The 17,500-nt window shown below is 73.0% G+C and carries 16 protein-coding genes; 13 read left to right on the top strand and 3 right to left on the bottom strand.

The window, feature by feature from the left end; translation table 11 throughout:
* The first annotated feature begins 65 nt into the window (after positions 1 to 65).
* From OVA02_RS16360 to OVA02_RS16405, 10 genes are all read left to right on the top strand, one after another.
* Complete coding sequence (locus tag OVA02_RS16360) at positions 66 to 1,727, top strand: ABC transporter substrate-binding protein (protein ID WP_267658825.1); 1,662 nt, start codon at positions 66 to 68, stop codon at positions 1,725 to 1,727.
* Between the two features lie 2 nt (positions 1,728 to 1,729).
* Positions 1,730 to 2,665, top strand: coding sequence for an ABC transporter permease (locus OVA02_RS16365; RefSeq protein WP_043594466.1), 936 nt, complete (start codon positions 1,730 to 1,732; stop codon positions 2,663 to 2,665).
* The gene (locus OVA02_RS16370) at positions 2,662 to 3,720 is read left to right on the top strand and encodes an ABC transporter permease (protein WP_267658826.1); all 1,059 of its coding nucleotides are present in this window, start codon (positions 2,662 to 2,664) and stop codon (positions 3,718 to 3,720) included. Before OVA02_RS16365 ends, OVA02_RS16370 begins: the two co-directional genes overlap by 4 nt.
* Complete coding sequence (locus tag OVA02_RS16375; protein WP_056046912.1) at positions 3,717 to 4,601, top strand: ABC transporter ATP-binding protein; 885 nt, start codon at positions 3,717 to 3,719, stop codon at positions 4,599 to 4,601. The genes OVA02_RS16370 and OVA02_RS16375 overlap by 4 nt, the downstream gene beginning before the upstream one ends.
* Positions 4,594 to 5,424, top strand: a complete 831-nt coding sequence (locus tag OVA02_RS16380) for an ABC transporter ATP-binding protein (protein ID WP_056046914.1) — start codon at positions 4,594 to 4,596, stop codon at positions 5,422 to 5,424. The genes OVA02_RS16375 and OVA02_RS16380 overlap by 8 nt, the downstream gene beginning before the upstream one ends.
* Entirely contained in the window at positions 5,421 to 6,461 is a 1,041-nt protein-coding gene (locus tag OVA02_RS16385) for an aldo/keto reductase (RefSeq protein ID WP_267658827.1), read from the top strand. The genes OVA02_RS16380 and OVA02_RS16385 overlap by 4 nt, the downstream gene beginning before the upstream one ends.
* A 90-nt stretch (positions 6,462 to 6,551) precedes the next feature.
* Positions 6,552 to 7,352 carry an HpcH/HpaI aldolase family protein gene (locus OVA02_RS16390; protein WP_267658828.1) on the top strand — a complete coding sequence of 267 codons (801 nt, stop codon included), beginning with the start codon at positions 6,552 to 6,554 and terminating at the stop codon, positions 7,350 to 7,352.
* The gene (locus tag OVA02_RS16395) at positions 7,349 to 8,605 is read left to right on the top strand and encodes a sialidase family protein (RefSeq protein WP_267658829.1); all 1,257 of its coding nucleotides are present in this window, start codon (positions 7,349 to 7,351) and stop codon (positions 8,603 to 8,605) included. Before OVA02_RS16390 ends, OVA02_RS16395 begins: the two co-directional genes overlap by 4 nt.
* 3 nt (positions 8,606 to 8,608) lie before the next feature.
* Entirely contained in the window at positions 8,609 to 9,334 is a 726-nt protein-coding gene (locus OVA02_RS16400) for an SDR family NAD(P)-dependent oxidoreductase (RefSeq protein WP_267658830.1), read from the top strand.
* A gap of 373 nt (positions 9,335 to 9,707) precedes the next feature.
* On the top strand, positions 9,708 to 9,980 hold the full coding sequence (locus tag OVA02_RS16405; RefSeq protein WP_267658831.1) for a hypothetical protein: 273 nt from the start codon (positions 9,708 to 9,710) through the stop codon (positions 9,978 to 9,980).
* A 229-nt stretch (positions 9,981 to 10,209) separates the two neighbouring features.
* Here OVA02_RS16405 and OVA02_RS16410 read toward each other — a convergent pair whose 3' ends face one another.
* Positions 10,210 to 11,337: a Gfo/Idh/MocA family protein gene (locus OVA02_RS16410; RefSeq protein ID WP_267658832.1), complete on the bottom strand. Its 1,128-nt coding sequence runs from the start codon at positions 11,335 to 11,337 to the stop codon at positions 10,210 to 10,212.
* A complete protein-coding gene (locus OVA02_RS16415; RefSeq protein WP_200413159.1) occupies positions 11,334 to 12,137 on the bottom strand; it encodes a sugar phosphate isomerase/epimerase family protein in 804 nt (267 codons plus the stop codon). Before OVA02_RS16415 ends, OVA02_RS16410 begins: the two co-directional genes overlap by 4 nt.
* A 172-nt stretch (positions 12,138 to 12,309) precedes the next feature.
* Between OVA02_RS16415 and OVA02_RS16420 the strand changes: the two genes are divergently transcribed.
* Positions 12,310 to 13,590: an MFS transporter gene (locus OVA02_RS16420; RefSeq protein WP_123570675.1), complete on the top strand. Its 1,281-nt coding sequence runs from the start codon at positions 12,310 to 12,312 to the stop codon at positions 13,588 to 13,590.
* A gap of 42 nt (positions 13,591 to 13,632) precedes the next feature.
* Positions 13,633 to 14,640 carry an endonuclease/exonuclease/phosphatase family protein gene (locus tag OVA02_RS16425; RefSeq protein WP_267658833.1) on the top strand — a complete coding sequence of 336 codons (1,008 nt, stop codon included), beginning with the start codon at positions 13,633 to 13,635 and terminating at the stop codon, positions 14,638 to 14,640.
* A gap of 409 nt (positions 14,641 to 15,049) precedes the next feature.
* On the opposite strand, the gene OVA02_RS16430 is transcribed toward OVA02_RS16425, so the two are convergent.
* A complete protein-coding gene (locus OVA02_RS16430) occupies positions 15,050 to 16,162 on the bottom strand; it encodes a glycosyltransferase family A protein (RefSeq protein WP_267658834.1) in 1,113 nt (370 codons plus the stop codon).
* 142 nt (positions 16,163 to 16,304) lie between these two features.
* On the opposite strand from OVA02_RS16430, the gene OVA02_RS16435 reads away from it, so the two are divergent.
* Positions 16,305 to 17,444: an ATP-dependent DNA ligase gene (locus tag OVA02_RS16435; protein WP_267658835.1), complete on the top strand. Its 1,140-nt coding sequence runs from the start codon at positions 16,305 to 16,307 to the stop codon at positions 17,442 to 17,444.
* Positions 17,445 to 17,500 lie beyond the last annotated feature (56 nt).

Consider the following 17,500-nt stretch of genomic DNA (forward strand, 5'->3'; position numbering starts at 1 on the left):
GCCATCCTGACACGACTGCGCGTTATGCGCCACCGGTCTTGCGCGAAACGCGCAGCGGTGGCACAGTGTCATCCAGCCCGGACGAGGGCGTCGCAGCGCTGCGGGACCGGGCGCCGTCGACCTCGTCGAACCCCTGGATCGAGAGGTCGATGATGACCGTTCCGTTCGCGGACCACGAGATGTCTCGCCGCACCCTGCTCCGCTGGGGTGCCGCGGCCGGCCTCTTCGTGACCGCCACCAGCCTCGCCGGCTGCGCCGGACCGACCGGGTTGCCCGGACCCGGCACGCTGACCCTGGCCCTCAACCGCTCGCTGGTCAGCCTCGACAACAAGCTGAACCAGTTCGACGCGGCCGTCACGGTGCAGCGGGCGGTGCGTCAGGCCCTCACGCAGATCGGCCCCGACATCACGCCCGAGCTCGTGCTCGCCGAGAGCTTCGAGCCGACGAGCGACACACAGTGGACGGTCCGCCTGCGCGAGGGCGTTCGCTACTCGGACGGGACGCCCGTCACGGTCGCCGACGTCGCCACCGCGCTGCAGATGTACGAGCAGGTGCAGGGCTCGTTCGTCGCCAGCTTCTTCCCCGAGTTCCCGACCGTGACCGCGATCGACGAGCGCACCTTCACGCTCGACTCGTCGCAGCCGATCCCGGTGCTCGACGCGTTGATGAGCAACATCCTGATCACCCCGGCCGCGGCGAACAAGCCCGAGGAGCTGCAGGACGGCGTGGGCAGCGGCCCGTTCGTCGTCACCCGGTTCAACCGCGGCGCCGGCACCTACAGCCTGAGCCGCAACGAGCAGTACTGGGGCGAGGCGCCGGGCGTCGACCGGGTCGAGGTGCGGTTCCTGCCCGAGGAGTCCAGCCGCGTGATCGCCCTGCGCAGCGGCGAGGTCGACGTGATCGACTCGATCACGCCCGACTCGGCGACCCAGTTGCAGGGCCTGCCCGGCATCGTCCTCGACGAGGCCTCGAGCCTGCGCATCAACCAGATCTTCTACAACTTCCGCAAGCCCGAGGGGCACCCGCTGGCCGACGCCCGGGTGCGCGGAGCGCTCAGCCACGCGATCGACGGCCGGGCGCTCGTCCGCGACGTGCTCACCGACTCGGTCACGCAGGCCGACGGCGTCGTGCCGCCGAGCCTGCTCGGCTACGCCAAGACGGGCGAGTACACCTACGACCCCGACCTCGCCCGCCGCACGCTCGCCGAGCTCGGGGCGAGCGACCTCACGTTGCGCATCATCTGGGAGACCGGCGAGTTCGCCGGCGACACCTTCATCATGGAGGCGCTCGTCGAGATGTTCGGCGCGATCGGCGTGCGCACCACGCTGCAGCAGTTCGAGCCCGGCGGCGACATCCTCCAGTGGCGCCAGGGCAAGGCCGGCGACTGGGACCTGCTCGGCAACGGCTTCTCGGCCCCCACCGGCCTCGCCTTGACCATCCTGCAGGGCATGTACGCGGGCACCGCCGAGAAGGAACAGACCCGCGACACGTACCAGGGCTACGTGCAGCCCGACGTGGCCGAGGCGATCGCCCGGGCGTCGACCGAGCCGGACGCGACCCTGCGCCAGCAGCGGCTCGCCGAGGCGCAGCAGGCGGCCTGGGACACCTGGCCCTGCGCCTGGGCCTTCGTGCCCAAGTCGGTGCTCGCCCGTCGCGAGCGGGTCGAGCGCCTCGCCCTCGCGTCGTCCAACACGTATCCGCTCGCCGACGTCCGACTGGGGGCCTGACCATGGCGACCTACATCCTCAAGCGCCTCGGCCAGGGCCTGCTCACCGTGTTCCTCACGGTGTCGACGGTCTTCGTGCTGATCCGCCTCGCCCCCGGCGACCCGGCCGTGGCCTACGCCGGGCCGCTCGCGACCAACGAGCAACTCGCCGCCGTGCGCGAGCAGTTCGGCCTGGACGACCCGCTGCTCCAGCAGTACGGCGTGTTCCTGCAGCAGTTGTTCACGGGCAACCTGGGCACCTCGTACTCGTTCCAGGCACCGGCCGTGCAGGTCGTGCTCGAGCGGCTGCCGTACACGCTGACCCTGTCGTTCGCGGCGATCCTGTTGGCGGCGGTCGTGTCGATCCCGCTCGGCGTCTGGATGGCCCGTCGCACCGACACCCGCAGCGAGACCGGCGTCAACGTCGTCGCCATCGCGGGCCAGTCGATGCCCGACTTCTGGACCGGCATCCTGCTGCTCAGCGCCTTCGCCGTCGTGATCCCGATCTTCCCGGCCTCGGGCTTCGCCACCTGGGGCGGCCTCGTGCTGCCGACGGTGACGATCGCCATCCTGCAGGTGGCCCTGATCTCCCGGCTCGTGCGCCGCGAGATGGCGACCAACTTCTCGGCGCCCTACCTGACCGTGGCCCGGTCGCGCGGCGTCTCGGAGCGCGCCCTGACCTGGCGCTACGCCATGGGCAACTCGGCGATCCCCGTCTTCACGGCCCTCGGCACGCGCTTCGCGGCGATGCTCAACGGCGTCGTCGTGGTCGAGGTCGTGTTCGCCTGGCCCGGCGTCGGGTCGCTCATCGTGCGGGCGCTCGAGACCCGCGACTACCCCCTCATCCAGGCGACCGTGCTGGTCACGTCGCTGCTCGCCGTCGGCGTCCAGCTGCTGATCGACCTCGCCTACCCCCTGCTCGATCCGCGCGTGCGGCTCGGAAAGGCGAGTGCCGCATGACCCGCACCGAGACCACCGGACAGCCGTCCGGCACGTCGACCGCCGGCGCGGCCGGTCGCACCCCCGAGGAGGCGCGACGCACCGCGGTCACGCCCCGCCTGCTGAAGAGGTCCGAGGCGGCCCGGCGGACCTCCGCCGCACGGGTGAAGCTCTGGGTCGGCGCGATCTGCGCCCTCGTGGTGATCATCCCGATCGTGCTGGCCCAGGCCCTCCCGCTGCCCGACGCGAACGGCCAGGACCTCGGCAACCGCCTCGCGCCTCCGTTTACCGCCGGCCACCTGTTCGGCACCGACCAGCTCGGTCGCGACCTGCTCTCGCGGGTGCTGCACGGCGGTCAGGTCTCGCTCGCGATCGGCGTGCTGGCGGTCATCGTCTCGGGCGCCATCGGCGTCGTCCTGGGCTCGATCGCCGGGTTCTACGGGCGCTGGGCCGACACGCTGATCAGCCGCCTGCTCGAGGCCCAGATGTCGCTGCCGCTGCTGATGATGCTGCTGCTCGTCGTCGCCCTCTTCGGCCCGTCGATCCCGGTGATCACCTTCGTCATCGCGATCGCGCAATGGCCGGAGGTGGCCCGCCTGACCCGGTCGCTCGTGCTCGTCGAACGCGAGAAGCCGTACGTCTCGTCGGCCCGCACGCTCGGCCTGAACCGCTTCACGATCCTGCTGCGCCACGTCGTCCCGAACGTCATCAAGCAGGCGACACTCGTCGTGCTGCTGCTGCTCGCGCAGGCCGTGCTGCTCGAGAGCGCCCTGAGCTTCCTCGGGGCCGGCCCGCAGCGACCGTTCGCGACCTGGGGCCGCATCATCTCGGACGGCCAGGACTACGTCACGACCGCCTGGTGGATGGTGACGATCCCGGGCCTGTTCATCGTGCTGCTCGTCGTCGGGGTCAACCTGCTGGGCGACGCCCTGCGGGACCGGCCGCGCCGGTCGACGGCCTCGCGCCTCCGTCGGTTCGTCGGGCTGCGCCCGTCGACCCCGGCCTCGACCCCGGCCTCGGCATCGACCCCGGCCCCGGCCCCGACCCCGACCCCGCAGAAGGGAACGATCGCATGACCTCCGTGACCGACGACACCGTCGACCCCGACCTGCTCCTCGAGGTGCGTGACCTGCAGATCGAGCTCATGACGACCAACGGGATCGTGCGCGCCGTCGACGGCGTCTCGTTCCACATCGCCCGGGGCGAGACCGTCACGATCATCGGCGAGTCGGGGTCGGGCAAGTCGACCACCGCCATGGGCGTGCTGCAGCTGCTGCCCGCCGACCTCGCCGTCGTCTCGGGCCACGTGCGCATCACCGGACTCGACGTGCTCGCCTCGGCCTCGGCCGTGCGCAAGGTGCGCGGTCGGGCCGTCGCCCTGATCCCCCAGGACCCCATGACGGCGCTCAGCCCGGTGCGGTCGATCGGCTCGCAGCTCGGCGAGGCCATCCGCATCGCCGGGGCCGCCAGCGGTCGGGCCGCCGTCACCGCCCGGGCCGTGCGCCTCCTCGAGCAGGTGCACATCCCCGACCCTGCGGCCCAGCTGGGGAAGTTCCCGCACCAACTCTCGGGTGGCATGCTGCAACGCGTGCTGATCGCCATCGCGTTGGCCTGCGAGCCGCAGCTGATCGTGGCCGACGAGCCCACCAGCGCCCTCGACGTCACGGTGCAGGCCGGCATCCTCGACCTGTTGCTCGAGCTGCAGGAACAGCGCGGCATCGGCCTGCTGATGATCACCCACGACCTCGGCGTCGCCCGGCTCGTGTCCGACCGCATCCACGTCATGAAGGCCGGCGTGTTCGTCGAGTCCGGCGACGTGCGGCAGATCGTCGAGCACCCCGCCGAGCCCTACACGCAGGGGCTGCTCGCCGCGGTGCCCACCCTGGGCGCCTGGGACGAGACGCCGTCCACGCCCGCCACGACCAGCACCGACCGACCGGAGGCCACCCGTGTCTGACACCATCCTCGAGGTCGACGACCTGGTCGTCGACTACGGCAGCGGCTCGAGTGCCCACCGCGCCGTCGACCACGTGTCGTTCTCGGTGCGCCGCGGCAGCACCTTCGCCATCGTGGGCGAGTCGGGCTGCGGCAAGTCGACGATCGCCAAGGCGGTCATGCGGTTGCTGCAGCCGACCAGCGGGCGCATCGTGCTCGACGGCACCGACCTGGCGACCCTGTCGGAGGCGCGGTTGCGGCCCCTGAGGCACCGCTTCCAGATGGTCTTCCAGGACCCGTACGGCTCGCTCGACCCGCACCTGAGCGCCCGCGACATCGTCGCCGAGCCGCTCCGGCTGAAGGGCGTGCGGTCGGCCCAGGACCGGGCGACCGAGGCGGCGCGCCTGATCGACCGCGTCGGCCTGCCGTCGACGGCGCTCGACCGTCGCCCGCACGAGTTCTCCGGCGGCCAGCGCCAACGCATCGGCATCGCCCGGGCGCTCGCCTCGAGCCCCGACCTGTTGATCTGCGACGAGGCGACGAGCGCGCTCGACGTGTCGGTGCAGGCGCAGGTGCTCGACCTGCTGCGCGAGATCCAGGTCGACACCGGCATCACCTACGTCGTCATCTCGCACAACCTCGGCGTCGTGCAGCAGATCAGCGAGAGCGTCCTCGTCATGAAGCAGGGCGCCGTCGTCGAGCAGGGCGCCACGGCGCAGGTGCTCACGTCGCCCGCCGAGGACTACACGCGGCGGCTGCGCCGGGCCGCCCTCGACCCCGCGACGATGACCGGCGTGAAGCCTCGCCACGTCGTCCGCAGCCTCTCGTTGGGAGCCACCACATGACCCGGACCGACACCGCCCGGACCGACGCCAACCCGCTCGACCCCACCGCGCTCGACGCCGCGGACACGGTCGCCGAGGCGGCCACGCGCCCCGCGCCTCCTCGGCTCGTGCTCGGCACGATGACCTTCGGCGACACCGTCGACGAGGCCACCGCCGCCCGCATGCTCGACACCGCGCGCGACGCGGGCGTCACCTGGATCGACACGGCCAACGCCTACGTCGGCGGCTCGACCGAGACGATGCTCGGCCGCCTGCTCGCCGGGCGGCGCGACGAGGTCGTGCTCGCCTCGAAGGCGGGCATGCCGCACGCCGACGCGGGCGGACTGCCGCCGCTCTCGGCCGTGGCCCTGCGCGCGAGCGTCGAGGCGAGCCTGCGCCGCCTCGGCACCGACCGGCTCGACCTGTTCTACCTGCACCAGCCCGACCGGGCGACCCCGCTCGACGAGACCCTCTCGACCGTCGCCGCCCTGGTCGCCGAGGGCAAGGTGCTCTCGCTCGGGGTCTCGAACTACACCGCGTGGCAGATCGGCGACGTCGAGCGCGTCGCCGACGCCGTCGGCGCACCCCGGCCGGTCGTCGCCCAGCAGCTGTGCAACCTCGTGGCCCGCCGCCTCGACGACGAGTACCTCGAGTTCGCGAGCGTCCACGGGCTCGAGACGATGGTCTACAACCCGCTCGGCGGCGGCCTCCTGACCGGCCGGCACCGCTTCGACGAGACGCCGGCCGACGGGCGCTTCGGCGACTCGGCCCTCGCCGAGATGTACACGAAGCGCTACTGGGACGCCGACCTGTTCGCCGCGATCGACCGCCTGTCGGGCGTCGCCGCCGAGGCCGGCGTGACGCTCGTCGAGCTCGCCCTGCGCTGGGTGGCGTACCGGCCCGAGGTCGGGTCGGTGCTGCTCGGCGGCTCCCGGCCCGAACAGCTGACGGCCAACGTCGCCGCCGTCGCCGCCGGGCCGCTGCCCGACGAGGTGGTGGCGGCCTGCGACGAGGTCGGGCGTCAGCTGCGGGGGCCGATGCCTCCGTACGCGCGCTGAGCCGCGCCTCCCGACCCTCCGCACCGCGCCGCACGCCCCCGAACCGCACCGCACCGCACCGACCGCACGCCCCGCACGAGAGAGAGCACCATGAGCACCGCCAGCGACTTCGCCCGTACGATCCGCCGCCGCGAGAGGGCGGTCGGCTACTGGATCACCCTCGACGCCCCGCCGGCGACCGAGCGCATCGCGCGGCTCGGCTACGACTACGTCTGCCTCGACGCGCAGCACGGCCTCTTCGGCTACCAGGGCATGATGACCGGCCTGCTCGCCATCGACGCGGGGCAGACCTCGGCCGGGCTCGTGCGGGTCGAGGCGAACGACATCACGCCGATCGGCAAGGCCCTCGACGCCGGGGCGGCCGGCGTCATCGTGCCGCTCGTCGACACGGCCGAGGACGCCGCCTCCGCCGTGCGCAGCGCGAAGTACCCGCCCCACGGCCGCCGCTCGTACGGCCCCATGCGGTCGAGCCTGCGCATCGGGCCCGTGCCGGCGGACGCGAACGACACGACGATCGTGCTCGCCATGATCGAGACGCCCGACGGGCTCTCGAACGTCGAGGCGATCGCCGCGACGCCGGGGCTCGACGGCCTCTACGTCGGGCCGAGCGACCTGTGCATCGCGGTCGGCGGGGCCTACCCGGGCGACCCGGCCGTGCAGGAGGCCTTCGACGCCGCCCTCGTCCGCGTCGCGGCGGCGGCCGAGGCCGCGGGCATCGCCGCGGGCATCCACACACCGCACGGCGACGTCGCCCGACAGCGGCTCGCCGCGGGTTACACGTTCGCCACGGTCGCCGGCGACCTCAACCACCTCGAGGCCGCCGCCCGCGACCACCTGCAGCGGGCCACCGCGACGGACGACCCCGACGCGACCGCCGGAGGCGCGGCGTGAGCAGGCAGGACGCGGTCGCGGACGACGCGGGCGCCGACGGCGTGGTCGCCGACGGACGACTGCGGCCCGACGCGGCCGGTCGCGCCTGGGCGTACCTGCCGACGGCCACGGTGCAGTCGCACGCGGCCAACCTCGCCGAGCTGCCCGACGGGCGCCTGGCCTGCGTCTGGTTCGGCGGCACGCAGGAGGGCGTCTCGGACATCCACGTCTGGTGCTCGGTCCTCGACGGCGAGGTGTGGTCCGAACCGGTGCGCCTCAGCGACGACCCCGCACGCTCCGAGCAGAACCCGGTGCTCTTCACGGCCCCCTCGGGCGACGTCTGGTTGCTCTACACGGCGCAACGGGCCGGGAACCAGGACTCGGCCGAGGTGCGCCGCCGCATCTCCACCGACGGCGGGGCCACCTGGGCCGAGCCCACGACCCTCTTCGCGGCCGACGAGACGGGTGGCGTCTTCGTCCGGCAGCCGCCGGTCGTCACCCGCGCAGGCGACCTGCTCGTGCCGGTCTTCCGCTGCGTGACGACCCCCGGGCAGGCGTGGGTGGGCGACCACGACACGAGCTCGGTCATGATCTCCCGGGACGGCGGCTCCACGTGGGGTGAGGTCGCCGTCCCGGGGAGCACGGGAGCCGTGCACATGAACGTGCACGAGCTGCCCGACGGATCGCTGCTCGCGCTCTTCCGCAGCCGCTGGGCCGACGCCGTGCACGAGTCGCGCTCGACCGACGGCGGACTCCACTGGTCGGCACCGGTGCCGACCGAGCTGCCCAACAACAACTCCTCGGTGCAGTGGGTTCCGCTCGCCGACGGGCGCCTCGCGATCGTCTACAACCACCGCCGCGCCGACGCGACCACCCCGCGTCGCCTCGGGCTCTACGACGAGATCGACGAATCCGGCATCGTCGAGCAGGCCGTGCTGCCCGGCGCGGACGCGGACCTCGACCAGGAGGCGCGGGCCGGGTCGCCTGCGGAGGACGGCCGGACGGCGTTCTGGGGCACGCCCCGGGCTCCGATGTCGCTGGCGGTGTCGACGGACGGCGGGCGCAGCTGGCCGCACCGCGTCGACCTCGAGGATGGCGACGGGTGGTGCCTCTCGAACAACTCCCGCGACGGGCTGAACCGCGAGCTGTCGTACCCGAGCATCACGCAGACCGGCGACGGCGCCGTGCACGTGGCGTACACCTGGCACCGCCGGGCGATCCGCCACGTGCGACTGTCGGCCGCCGATCTGCCCGGACCCGACGTCGAGGGCTGAGCCGTGTCGGACGACGGGACGCCCGTCACCGAGCGGGCGGGTGGCGGTGCCGGCACCGACCGGCACGCCGTGGTGACGGGCTGCAGCTCGGGCATCGGACGGGCGATCGCCGAGTTCCTGCTGGCCGACGGGTGGCGGGTGACCGGTCTCAGCCGACGCGCCGTCGACCTGGGCGACGGGTTCTCGTGGCTCGGCTGCGACCTCTCCGTGACCGCCGACGTGGCGCGAGCGGTCGCCGACGTCGGGTCGGTCGACGCGATCGTCCACGCGGCCGGCTACCAGGTGGCCGCCCCGCTCGGGCGGCTCGACCCCGCCGCCCTCGAGGGCATGTTCGCCGTGCACGTCGGGGCCGCGGCCGCGCTCGTCGACGCACTCGTCGGCCGGCTGTCCGACGGCGGTCGCGTCGTGCTCATCGGCAGCCGCACCGCCGTCGGCGTCGCGGGCAAGAGCCAGTACGCGGCGACGAAGGCGGCCCAGGTCGCACTGGCCCGGAGCTGGGCGGCGGAACTGGCGCCGCGCGGCGTGACCGCCAACGTCGTGGCGCCGGGGCCCACCGACACGCCGATGCTCGCCGACCCGGCCCGCGCCTCCTCGGCTCCGGTCGTGCCGCCGCTGGGCGCGCTCGTCGACCCGGTGGACGTGGCGGCCCTCGTCGCGTTCGTGCTCGGGCCGCACGGACGGAGCATCACCGGGCAGGCGCTCGTCGTGTGCGGCGGCGCCTCGCTCTGAGGTCGCACCGGGTCGAGGTCGCGGCGGGTCGAGGTCGCGGGTCGGGGTCGCGGCGGCTCGAGGTCGCGGGTCGAGGTCGCGGCGGGTCGAGGTCACAGCGGCTGCGAGGACGCACCACCATCGCGTCGTCGAACCATCCGCGGGCCTGGTTCGACGACGCGGGCGTGGTGCGTCCTGTCCCGAAAGCGACGATCGGGGCCCCCATTGTTTTGATTCATTCAAAAGAAGGCGTATGGTGGTGTCAACGCCGACGGAGGCCAGGGCCACCGTCGAGCACCTCGGCGCCGCCCTCCTCACCTCCGCTGGCCGTCCGCTCGATCGCCCGATCGCGGGCCCCCGACCAGCACGACCCGCCCAGCCCCGAGGAGTCACCGTGAACACCACCGCCACGACCGCCCGCACCGCCACCACCCCGCTCGGCGGCCGCTACGTCGGCACCACCACCGCCCCGACGGTCGGCAGCTACGTCGGTTCGCTCGCCGCCGACGTCGCGCCCGGCTCGTACGTGAGCACCTCGGCACGCCGCGACCTGTCGATCGGTCGCTACACCGCCAGCGCGCGGCGTCGCCTCTCGGCCGCCACGGCGTCCGTCCGGACGGCCACGGGCTCGATCCACACCGCCACCGGCTCGATCCGCACCGCGTAGTCGGTGCCGGTCGGGGGCACCCCTCCCCGACCGACCCGGACGGGCCGCCCCACCAGACCCGGGCCCGCCGCGCGACCTGAATCCGCGCGGCGGACCCGTTCCTCTGGGCGATGTCACGACCTACCCGGTCCGCCCACCTCGCCCAGTAGACACGACGTGCCGCTCACCCCCGAAGGTGAGCGGCACGTCGTGTCTCCGGGACGACCGGGCCCGAGCCCGGCACGCCGGACTAGAGGGTCGCGGCGGAAGGGTCCCAGCTCTCGTCGAGCGGCACCGGCTGCTGCACGGCGGACTCGACGGAGACCGGTGCACCCTGCTCGGCGGCCGACGAGATCGCCAGCAGGACGTCGAGCACGTGCGAGGCCACGGCCCCGCTGGCACGCTCGGCGTCGCCACCGCGGATGGCCCGCGCGAGGTCGAGCACGCCCGAACCGCGTCCGTAGGTCGAGCCCGCGGCGGTGAGCGTCTCGGGCTCGTCCCGGCCGAACCGCCAGAGGCTCGAGTCGCCCTCGAAGGTGTTGGGGTCGGGCAGCACGAGGGTGCCCTCGGTGCCGCTGATCTCGACGAAGCCCATGCGGGGCAGCGCGTTCTGGAACGAGAACGTCGACTGGGCCGACTGCCCGCCCGCGAACTCGATGAGCGCCGCGTGGTGCGTCGGCACCTCGACCGGGAAGGTCTCGCCGGCCCGGGGACCGCTGCCGATGGTGCGGGTGTCGAACGACTTCGACGAGACCGCGCTGACGCGGCTGGCCGAGCCGAACGCGTGCACGAGGGTCGTCACGTAGTACGGCCCCATGTCGAAGAGCGGACCGGCCCCGAGCGCGAACAGGAAGTCGGGGTTCGGGTGCCACGACTCGGGCCCGGGCACGTGGAACATCGTGGTCGCCGTGAGGGGCTGACCGATGTCGCCGCGGGCGATGGCGCGCATCGCGGTCTGGATGCCGGCACCGAGCACGGTGTCGGGGGCACACGCGACGCGGACGCCGGCCGCCTCGGCGGCGGCGAGCAGGTCGCGGGCCGACTCGTGGTCGAGCGCGAGGGGCTTCTCGCTCCAGACGTTCTTGCCGGCGGCGATGATCTGACGGCCGACCTCGGCGTGCACGGCAGGGATCGTGAGGTTGACGACGATCTCGATCTCGTCGATCGCGAGCAGCTCGTCGACCGTGCCGTGACCCGGGACGCCGTACGCCTCGGCCTGCGCCTGGGCGCGGTCGAGGTCGAGGTCGGCGACGAAGAGCACCTCGAGGTCGGCGAACTGCGTCATGTTCTCGAGGTAGGTGCCGCTGATGACGCCCGCGCCGATGACGCCGACGCCCACGCGTCCCGTGCGGCCGGCGGTCGCGTCGACGCCGCTCACTTGTCGTTCTCCTGCAGCCAGGCGAAGGACTCGGCGACGCCGTCGAAGACGTCCTTCGCGTAGTCGTCGAACTCGACGACGCGCAGCGCGTGCGGCGCGGCGGCGAGGACGGCGGCGACGTCCACGTCGCCCTGACCGGCCGGGGTCTGGTTCTTGAAGGCGGCGGCGAGCGCGTCGGGCACCTCGAGGGCGCTCTCGCTGCTGGGCAGGGCGGTCGCGATGTCGCCGGAGATCTTGCCGTCCTTGACGTGCAGGAACTGCACGCGGTCACCCAGCGAGCGCAGCAGCGCCGGGGTGTCCATGCCGCCGACGGTCGACCAGAAGGTGTCGATCTCGAGGACGACGTCGTCGTTCAGTCGCTCGAGGAAGAAGTCGTAGACGGGGCGGCCGTCGACCTTGTTCGCGAACTCCCACTGGTGGTTGTGGTAGCCGAACCGCAGGCCCGACGCGGCGGCCAGCACCTGCAGCTCGTTGACGCGGTCGGCGATCTTCGCGGCGTCGTCGGCGGTCTGCCAGCGGTCGCTCGGGATGAACGGGTCGATCACGGTGCCGATGCCGAGCTGGGCGGCGGCGGCGAAGGCGCGCTCGGGCTCGTCGGAGTCGATGACGGGGGCGTGGCCCGAGGGCGCGGTGACGCCGGAGGCGGCGAAGGCCTTCTCGAACTCGTCGGCACGCTCGACGAACGAGTAGGGCTCGACCTTGGTGAAGCCGATCTCGGCGATGCGGGCGACGGCGCCCTGCAGGTCGGCCGAGACGGCGTCTCGGACCGTGTAGAGCTGCACGGAGGGTGACGAGGTCATGGGAGTGACTCCTTTGTCGTGAGGGGTTCAGGTGGTCTGGGCCCAACTCTGCCACTTATGTCGACCGATGACAAAAGTTCGTCCCGAATCGACGCATTCTCTTGCCCGGACGACACCCGCTGTGTATTCTGCGAACACCTAGCGCGACTAGGTTTTGACTCGAGGAGGCGTCATGGCCAACCCAGGCCCCATCGGCACGCAGGGCGTGCTCACCCAACCCATCAGCACCGTGCGGGTGTCGCGGGGCTACATGATCGCGCTGGGGCTCGCCCAGTTCGGTCTGTTCGCGGCCCTGCTCTCGCCGGTCTACGTGAGCATGCAGCTCAAGGCGCAGCAGTTGAACCCCGACGACCCGGCGAGCATCATCGGGCTGGTCCTGCCCTTCGGTGCGTTCGGCGCGCTCCTCGCCAACCCGCTCGTCGGCGCGCTGAGCGACCGGACCCGCACGCGGTGGGGCCGTCGTCGGCCCTACCTGGTGGGCGGCATCGTCGTGTTCACCCTCGCCCTCGCCTGGCTCGCCTTCGCCCCCACCGTGCTGCAGCTCGGCATCGCCTGGGTGGTCGCGCAGATCGCGGCCAACGCCGTGCTCGCCGCCCTGACCGCGAGCTTCGCCGACAACGTGCCGCAGTTCCAACGCGGCAAGGCCTCGAGCGTCATCGCCCTTGCTCAGAACGTCGCCGTCCTCGCCGGCACCTACCTCGCCGTCCTGTTCGTCGCGAACCTGCCGGTGCTCTTCATCGCGCCGGGCGTCCTCGCCGTCGTGCTCATCCTCGTCTACGCGGTCGTCGCCCGCGACGACCTGCCCGAGTACGAGCTCAAGCCCTTCACGTTCGTCAACCTGGTCAGCTCGTTCTGGACGAACCCACTGAAGCACCGCGACTTCGCCTTCGCCTGGTGGTCGCGGTTCCTGATCATCCTCGCGACGTTCATGTTCACGACCTACCGGCTGCTCTACATGCAGGAGCACCTCGGCATCGCGGACGTCGCCGACGCCACGGCCGCGGTCGCCTTCGGCGTCCTGCTCTACACGATCGCGTTGATGGCGAGCGCCGCGCTCTCGGGCTGGCTGAGCGACAAGCTGAAGATGCGCAAGGTCTTCGTCGGGGGCTCCACCGCCCTCTTCGCGGTCGGTCTGATCCTGCTGGCCCACGCCGAGACGGTCACCGGCTTCTACGTCGCCGAGGTCGTCATGGGCTTCGCCTACGGCATCTACGCCGCCGTCGACACGGCGCTCGTCGTCGACGTCCTGCCGAACGCCGACCGTCCCGGCAAGGACCTCGGCGTCATCAACATCGCGAACGCCCTGCCCCAGTCGCTCGCCCCGGCGATCGCCCTGTTCTTCCTCGGCGTCGGCAACGCCGGTTCGGGCAACTACACGCTGATGCTCTGGGCGGCCGGCGTCGCGGCCATCCTCGGCGCCCTGGCCGTCATCCCCATCAAGCGCGTGCGCTGAGTCGGGCGGAGGCGTGTGCGACGGCCTACCGTCGCACACGTCATGACGCCCCCGACCGACCCCGCACCCGCCCCCGCCGCCGCCACCGGTCCGGGTGCGGACCGGGTCGTACCCACGGTCGGGCCGGTCGCTGCACCCGATCTGCACCTCATGACCTACAACGTCCGTCGCCGCATGCCGCAGGTGCTGACCACCCGCCACGCGCTGGCCGACCGGTGGTCGACCCGGCTGCCGGCACTGCGCCTCCTGCTCGAGGCCGAGCGCCCCTCGGTGCTGGGCATCCAGGAGGCGCTGCCCGACCAGTCCGCGCAGCTCGCGGACGCCCTCGGTGCCGACTACGCCTCGGTCGGCACGGGTCGCGACCGCGACCGCGGCGGTGAGCGCGTCGAACTGCACGTCGACACCACCCGCCTGCGGATCGTCCGCCACGAGGCGCTCTGGCTCTCGGCCACCCCCACGGTGCCGGGGTCGCGCTCGTACGGCAACATGATCCCCCGTACGGCCGTCCATGCCGAGCTCGACGACCTCATGACCGGGGCCCGGCTGCACGTCGTCGTCACGCACTTCGACCACCTCTCGGCCCGCTCGCGGCGTCACTCCGCCGTGCAGCTGCGCACCTTCACCGACGCCCTCGACGGACCCGTCGTCGTGATGGGCGACTTCAACGCCGTGGTCGACTCCCCCGCGCACCGCGAGCTGACCCGCGGCAGGCTGGTCGACAGCCGCGCGGTGGCCGACGCGCGGCTCGACCCGGGCTGGGGCTCGTTCTCGAACTACGGCCCGCCCCGCACCGGCGGCCGCCGCCTGGACTGGCTGCTCGTCGACGCCAGGGCCCACGTCGAGCGGGCCGGCGTCGGCGGGGTCCGTCCCGGCGGCGTCGCCCCCTCCGACCACGACCCCGTGCACGCCGTCGTGCGCTGGCCGTCCGGGCACGCCGCCCCGCGTCCGCCCGAAGACCCCACCGCCGAGCACGGCCCCGTCGAGCACCGCACCACCGAGCACGGCCCCGCCGAGCACCGCACCGCCGAACACCGCCCCGAGGAGTCCTGAGATGTCCACCGTCGCCGAGACCTTCCTCCGCCGCCCGCACGGGGTCCTCGAGTACGTCGCCGACGCGGTGCGCGTGGTCGCGGCCCTGAGCGTCGTCGTCGCGGGCATCGGCTGGGGCGTGGTCGAGATCGCCGTGCTGATGCTCGCGCTGCTCGGCACCCTCGTGCCCCGCATGCTCGGCCTCCGGGCGAGCGTCGACCTGATGGTCGGCGTCGCCGCCCTGGGCGCCGCCTGGAGCAGCGTCTTCGAGCTCTACACCCGGGTCACGGGCTACGACACGGTGGTGCACTTCCTGCTCAACGGCCTGCTGGCCGCGGTGTTCGTGGTCCTCGCCCGGCGGGCCGGCTGGATCGCCTCGGCGGGCGAGACCGATGGACGAGGAGGCGCGGGTCGCTCGGCCCGCGTCGGCTCAGTCCTGACGACGGTCGCGTTCGGCCTGGCGGCCGGCACCCTGTGGGAGATGGGCGAGTGGGCGGGCCACACCCTCGTCGACTCGGCGATCTTCGTCGGCTACGACGACACGATCGGCGACCTCGCCGCGGGAGGCCTCGGCTCGCTGCTGGCCGGGCTGGCGCTGCCGTTCCTCGTGGGGGGCGACGTCCGCGGTGGAGCCGCCCGCGCCTCCTCGTCCGGAGCCGGTGCCAGAGCCGGTGCCGGTGCCGGTGCCGACGGACACGGGGTCGACGCCGTCGGCCACGGCCGCCCGCGCGTCAACCACCGCTGACGGCGTCCAGCCGAGCCGGGTGAAGACGCCGGCCGGGTCGGCGCGCAACCAGCGCGACCACGGCAGACCGTCGGTGCCGTGCACCGTGAACGAGTGCAGCGCCCGGTACGTCCGCAACCAGGGGGCGTTGCCCGGGTCGAGCGGCCGGGCCGAGATGCCCGTGACGACGTCCCGGCGGTAGGCGATGCGGCCCCGCCCGGCGAGTTGGCGGTCGCCGAGGTGCAGGGCGAGGTCCATGTCGTCGTGCAGCAGGGTCTCGTGCCGGTGCACCTCGTCGCGCACGTCGAGCCAGGCGGTGCGGCGCATCATCATCGTCGAGCCGAACAGTGGCCAGTGCGCCAGGGCGGCCCCGATCACGAGGTGGTACGCGCCCACGTAGAGGGCGGAGAGCAGGCGCTCGACGCCGACGGGTGCGTCGTAGAAACGGGCGTTCGTGCTGACGGCGAGCACGTCCGGATCGTCGACGAGGGTGCCGACGAGGTCGGCGACCCAGGTGCGGGGCAGGACGCTGTCGGCGTCGACCCGACCGATGAGGTCGACGGGTGCGGCGGCGGCCGGTCCGGCCCCCACGCCGGCGGCGACGTCGTAGCCCGTGCTCGCGGCCGCGGCGATGCCGACCTCGGCCTCGGTGACCACCCGGGCACCGTGTCGCAGGGCCACCTCGACGGTGTCGTCGGTGCTGCCGTTGTCGACGACGATCACCTCGTCGGGCACCCGCGTCTGCCGCGCGAGCGAGCGGAGGCAGGCGTCAAGCAGGGCTCCGTCGTCGCGGACGGGGACGACGACACAGACACGCACTCGCCCATCCAACCCGGTCGGGGCGGGTCACGTCGAGCGTTCACACCCGAGGACGTCGCCGAGACCCGTCGGCGCGCACGGGGGTCTCGGCGGTTCTGCGGGGTCTGGCCGCACGCCCGCCCGTCGAGAGCAGACTCGGCGCATGATCCCGACCGCCGCCGAACCGATCGTCCCCATGCTCGCGAAGGCCGTGGCCGACGTGCCCGAGCCCGACTCCGTCGAGGGCGGGCTCGTCTACGAACCCAAATGGGACGGGTTCCGCGGCATCGTCTACGCGGAACGCGCCGACTCCGACGCCGACGACCCCGACGCCCCGCTCACCGTCGAGATCGGCAGCCGCGGGTCGAAGATGCTGACCCGCTACTTCCCCGAGCTGGTCGAGGCCCTCGCCCGCCTCCTGCCAGGGCCCTGCGTGCTCGACGGCGAGATCGTCGTGCGGACCGGCGACCCCGGCCACGAACGCCTGGACTGGGACGCGCTCGGCCAGCGCATCCACCCGGCCGCCTCGCGCGTCGCGAAGCTCAGCGCCGAGACCCCCGCGATGTTCGTCGCGTTCGACCTGCTCGCCCTCGGCGGGCGCGACCTGCTCGACACCCCGTTCGCCGAACGCCGCGCGCTGCTGCTCGAGACGCTCGGCCCCGAGGGAGGCGTCGAGGGAGGCCCCGACGAAGGCGCCGACGGCACGGCAGGAGGCGCGGACCGCCCCCTGCACGTCAGCCGGGCCACCGACGACGTCGCGACCGCCCGCCGGTGGCTGACCGAGTTCGAGGGCGCCGGGCTCGACGGGGTCGTGGCCAAGCCGGCCCGCGCCTCCTACGCTCCCGGCAAGCGCACCATGCTGAAGGTCAAGCACCACCGCACCGCGGACGTGGTGGTGCTCGGCTACCGCGTCCACAAGAGCGGTTCGGGCGTGGGGTCGCTGTTGCTCGGGCTGTACGACGCCGACGGCGAGCTGACGAACGTCGGAGGCGCGTCCGCGTTCTCGGACGCCCGTCGCCTCGAGCTCGTCGACGAGTTGGCGCCATTCGTCGACCGTGACGACGACGGCGAGGTGCGGCACGCCGAGACCGAGCGCAGCCGCTTCTCGTCGGGCAAGGACGTGTCGTTCGTCCCGCTGCGCCCCGAGCGCGTGGTCGAGGTGCGGTACGACCAGATGGAGGGCTCCCGCTTCCGCCACACCGTGCAGGTCGAACGGTGGCGCGACGACCGCGAGGCGCGCTCGTGCGGTTTCGACCAGCTCGAGGTCCCGGCGGCGTACGACCTGGGCGAGGTGCTCGCCTAGGCGACCCGCGCTTCGTCGGGCACAGGGCACCGCGTTTCGGGCATCGCACACCGACA

Origin of the sequence: Frigoribacterium sp. SL97 (assembly GCF_026625765.1) — a bacterium.
Classification (GTDB): domain Bacteria; phylum Actinomycetota; class Actinomycetes; order Actinomycetales; family Microbacteriaceae; genus Frigoribacterium.

What these genes read in the sequence shown, in the direction of transcription:
- OVA02_RS16365 (WP_043594466.1), top strand. Translation starts at nt 1,730, where the DNA reads ATGGCGACCTACATCCTCAAGCGCCTCGGCCAGGGCCTGCTCACCGTG.
- OVA02_RS16370 (WP_267658826.1), top strand. Translation starts at nt 2,662, where the DNA reads ATGACCCGCACCGAGACCACCGGACAGCCGTCCGGCACGTCGACCGCC.
- OVA02_RS16375 (WP_056046912.1), top strand. Translation starts at nt 3,717, where the DNA reads ATGACCTCCGTGACCGACGACACCGTCGACCCCGACCTGCTCCTCGAG.
- OVA02_RS16385 (WP_267658827.1), top strand. Translation starts at nt 5,421, where the DNA reads ATGACCCGGACCGACACCGCCCGGACCGACGCCAACCCGCTCGACCCC.
- OVA02_RS16390 (WP_267658828.1), top strand. Translation starts at nt 6,552, where the DNA reads ATGAGCACCGCCAGCGACTTCGCCCGTACGATCCGCCGCCGCGAGAGG.
- OVA02_RS16415 (WP_200413159.1), bottom strand. Translation starts at nt 12,137, where the DNA reads ATGACCTCGTCACCCTCCGTGCAGCTCTACACGGTCCGAGACGCCGTC.
- OVA02_RS16420 (WP_123570675.1), top strand. Translation starts at nt 12,310, where the DNA reads ATGGCCAACCCAGGCCCCATCGGCACGCAGGGCGTGCTCACCCAACCC.
- OVA02_RS16425 (WP_267658833.1), top strand. Translation starts at nt 13,633, where the DNA reads ATGACGCCCCCGACCGACCCCGCACCCGCCCCCGCCGCCGCCACCGGT.
- OVA02_RS16435 (WP_267658835.1), top strand. Translation starts at nt 16,305, where the DNA reads ATGATCCCGACCGCCGCCGAACCGATCGTCCCCATGCTCGCGAAGGCC.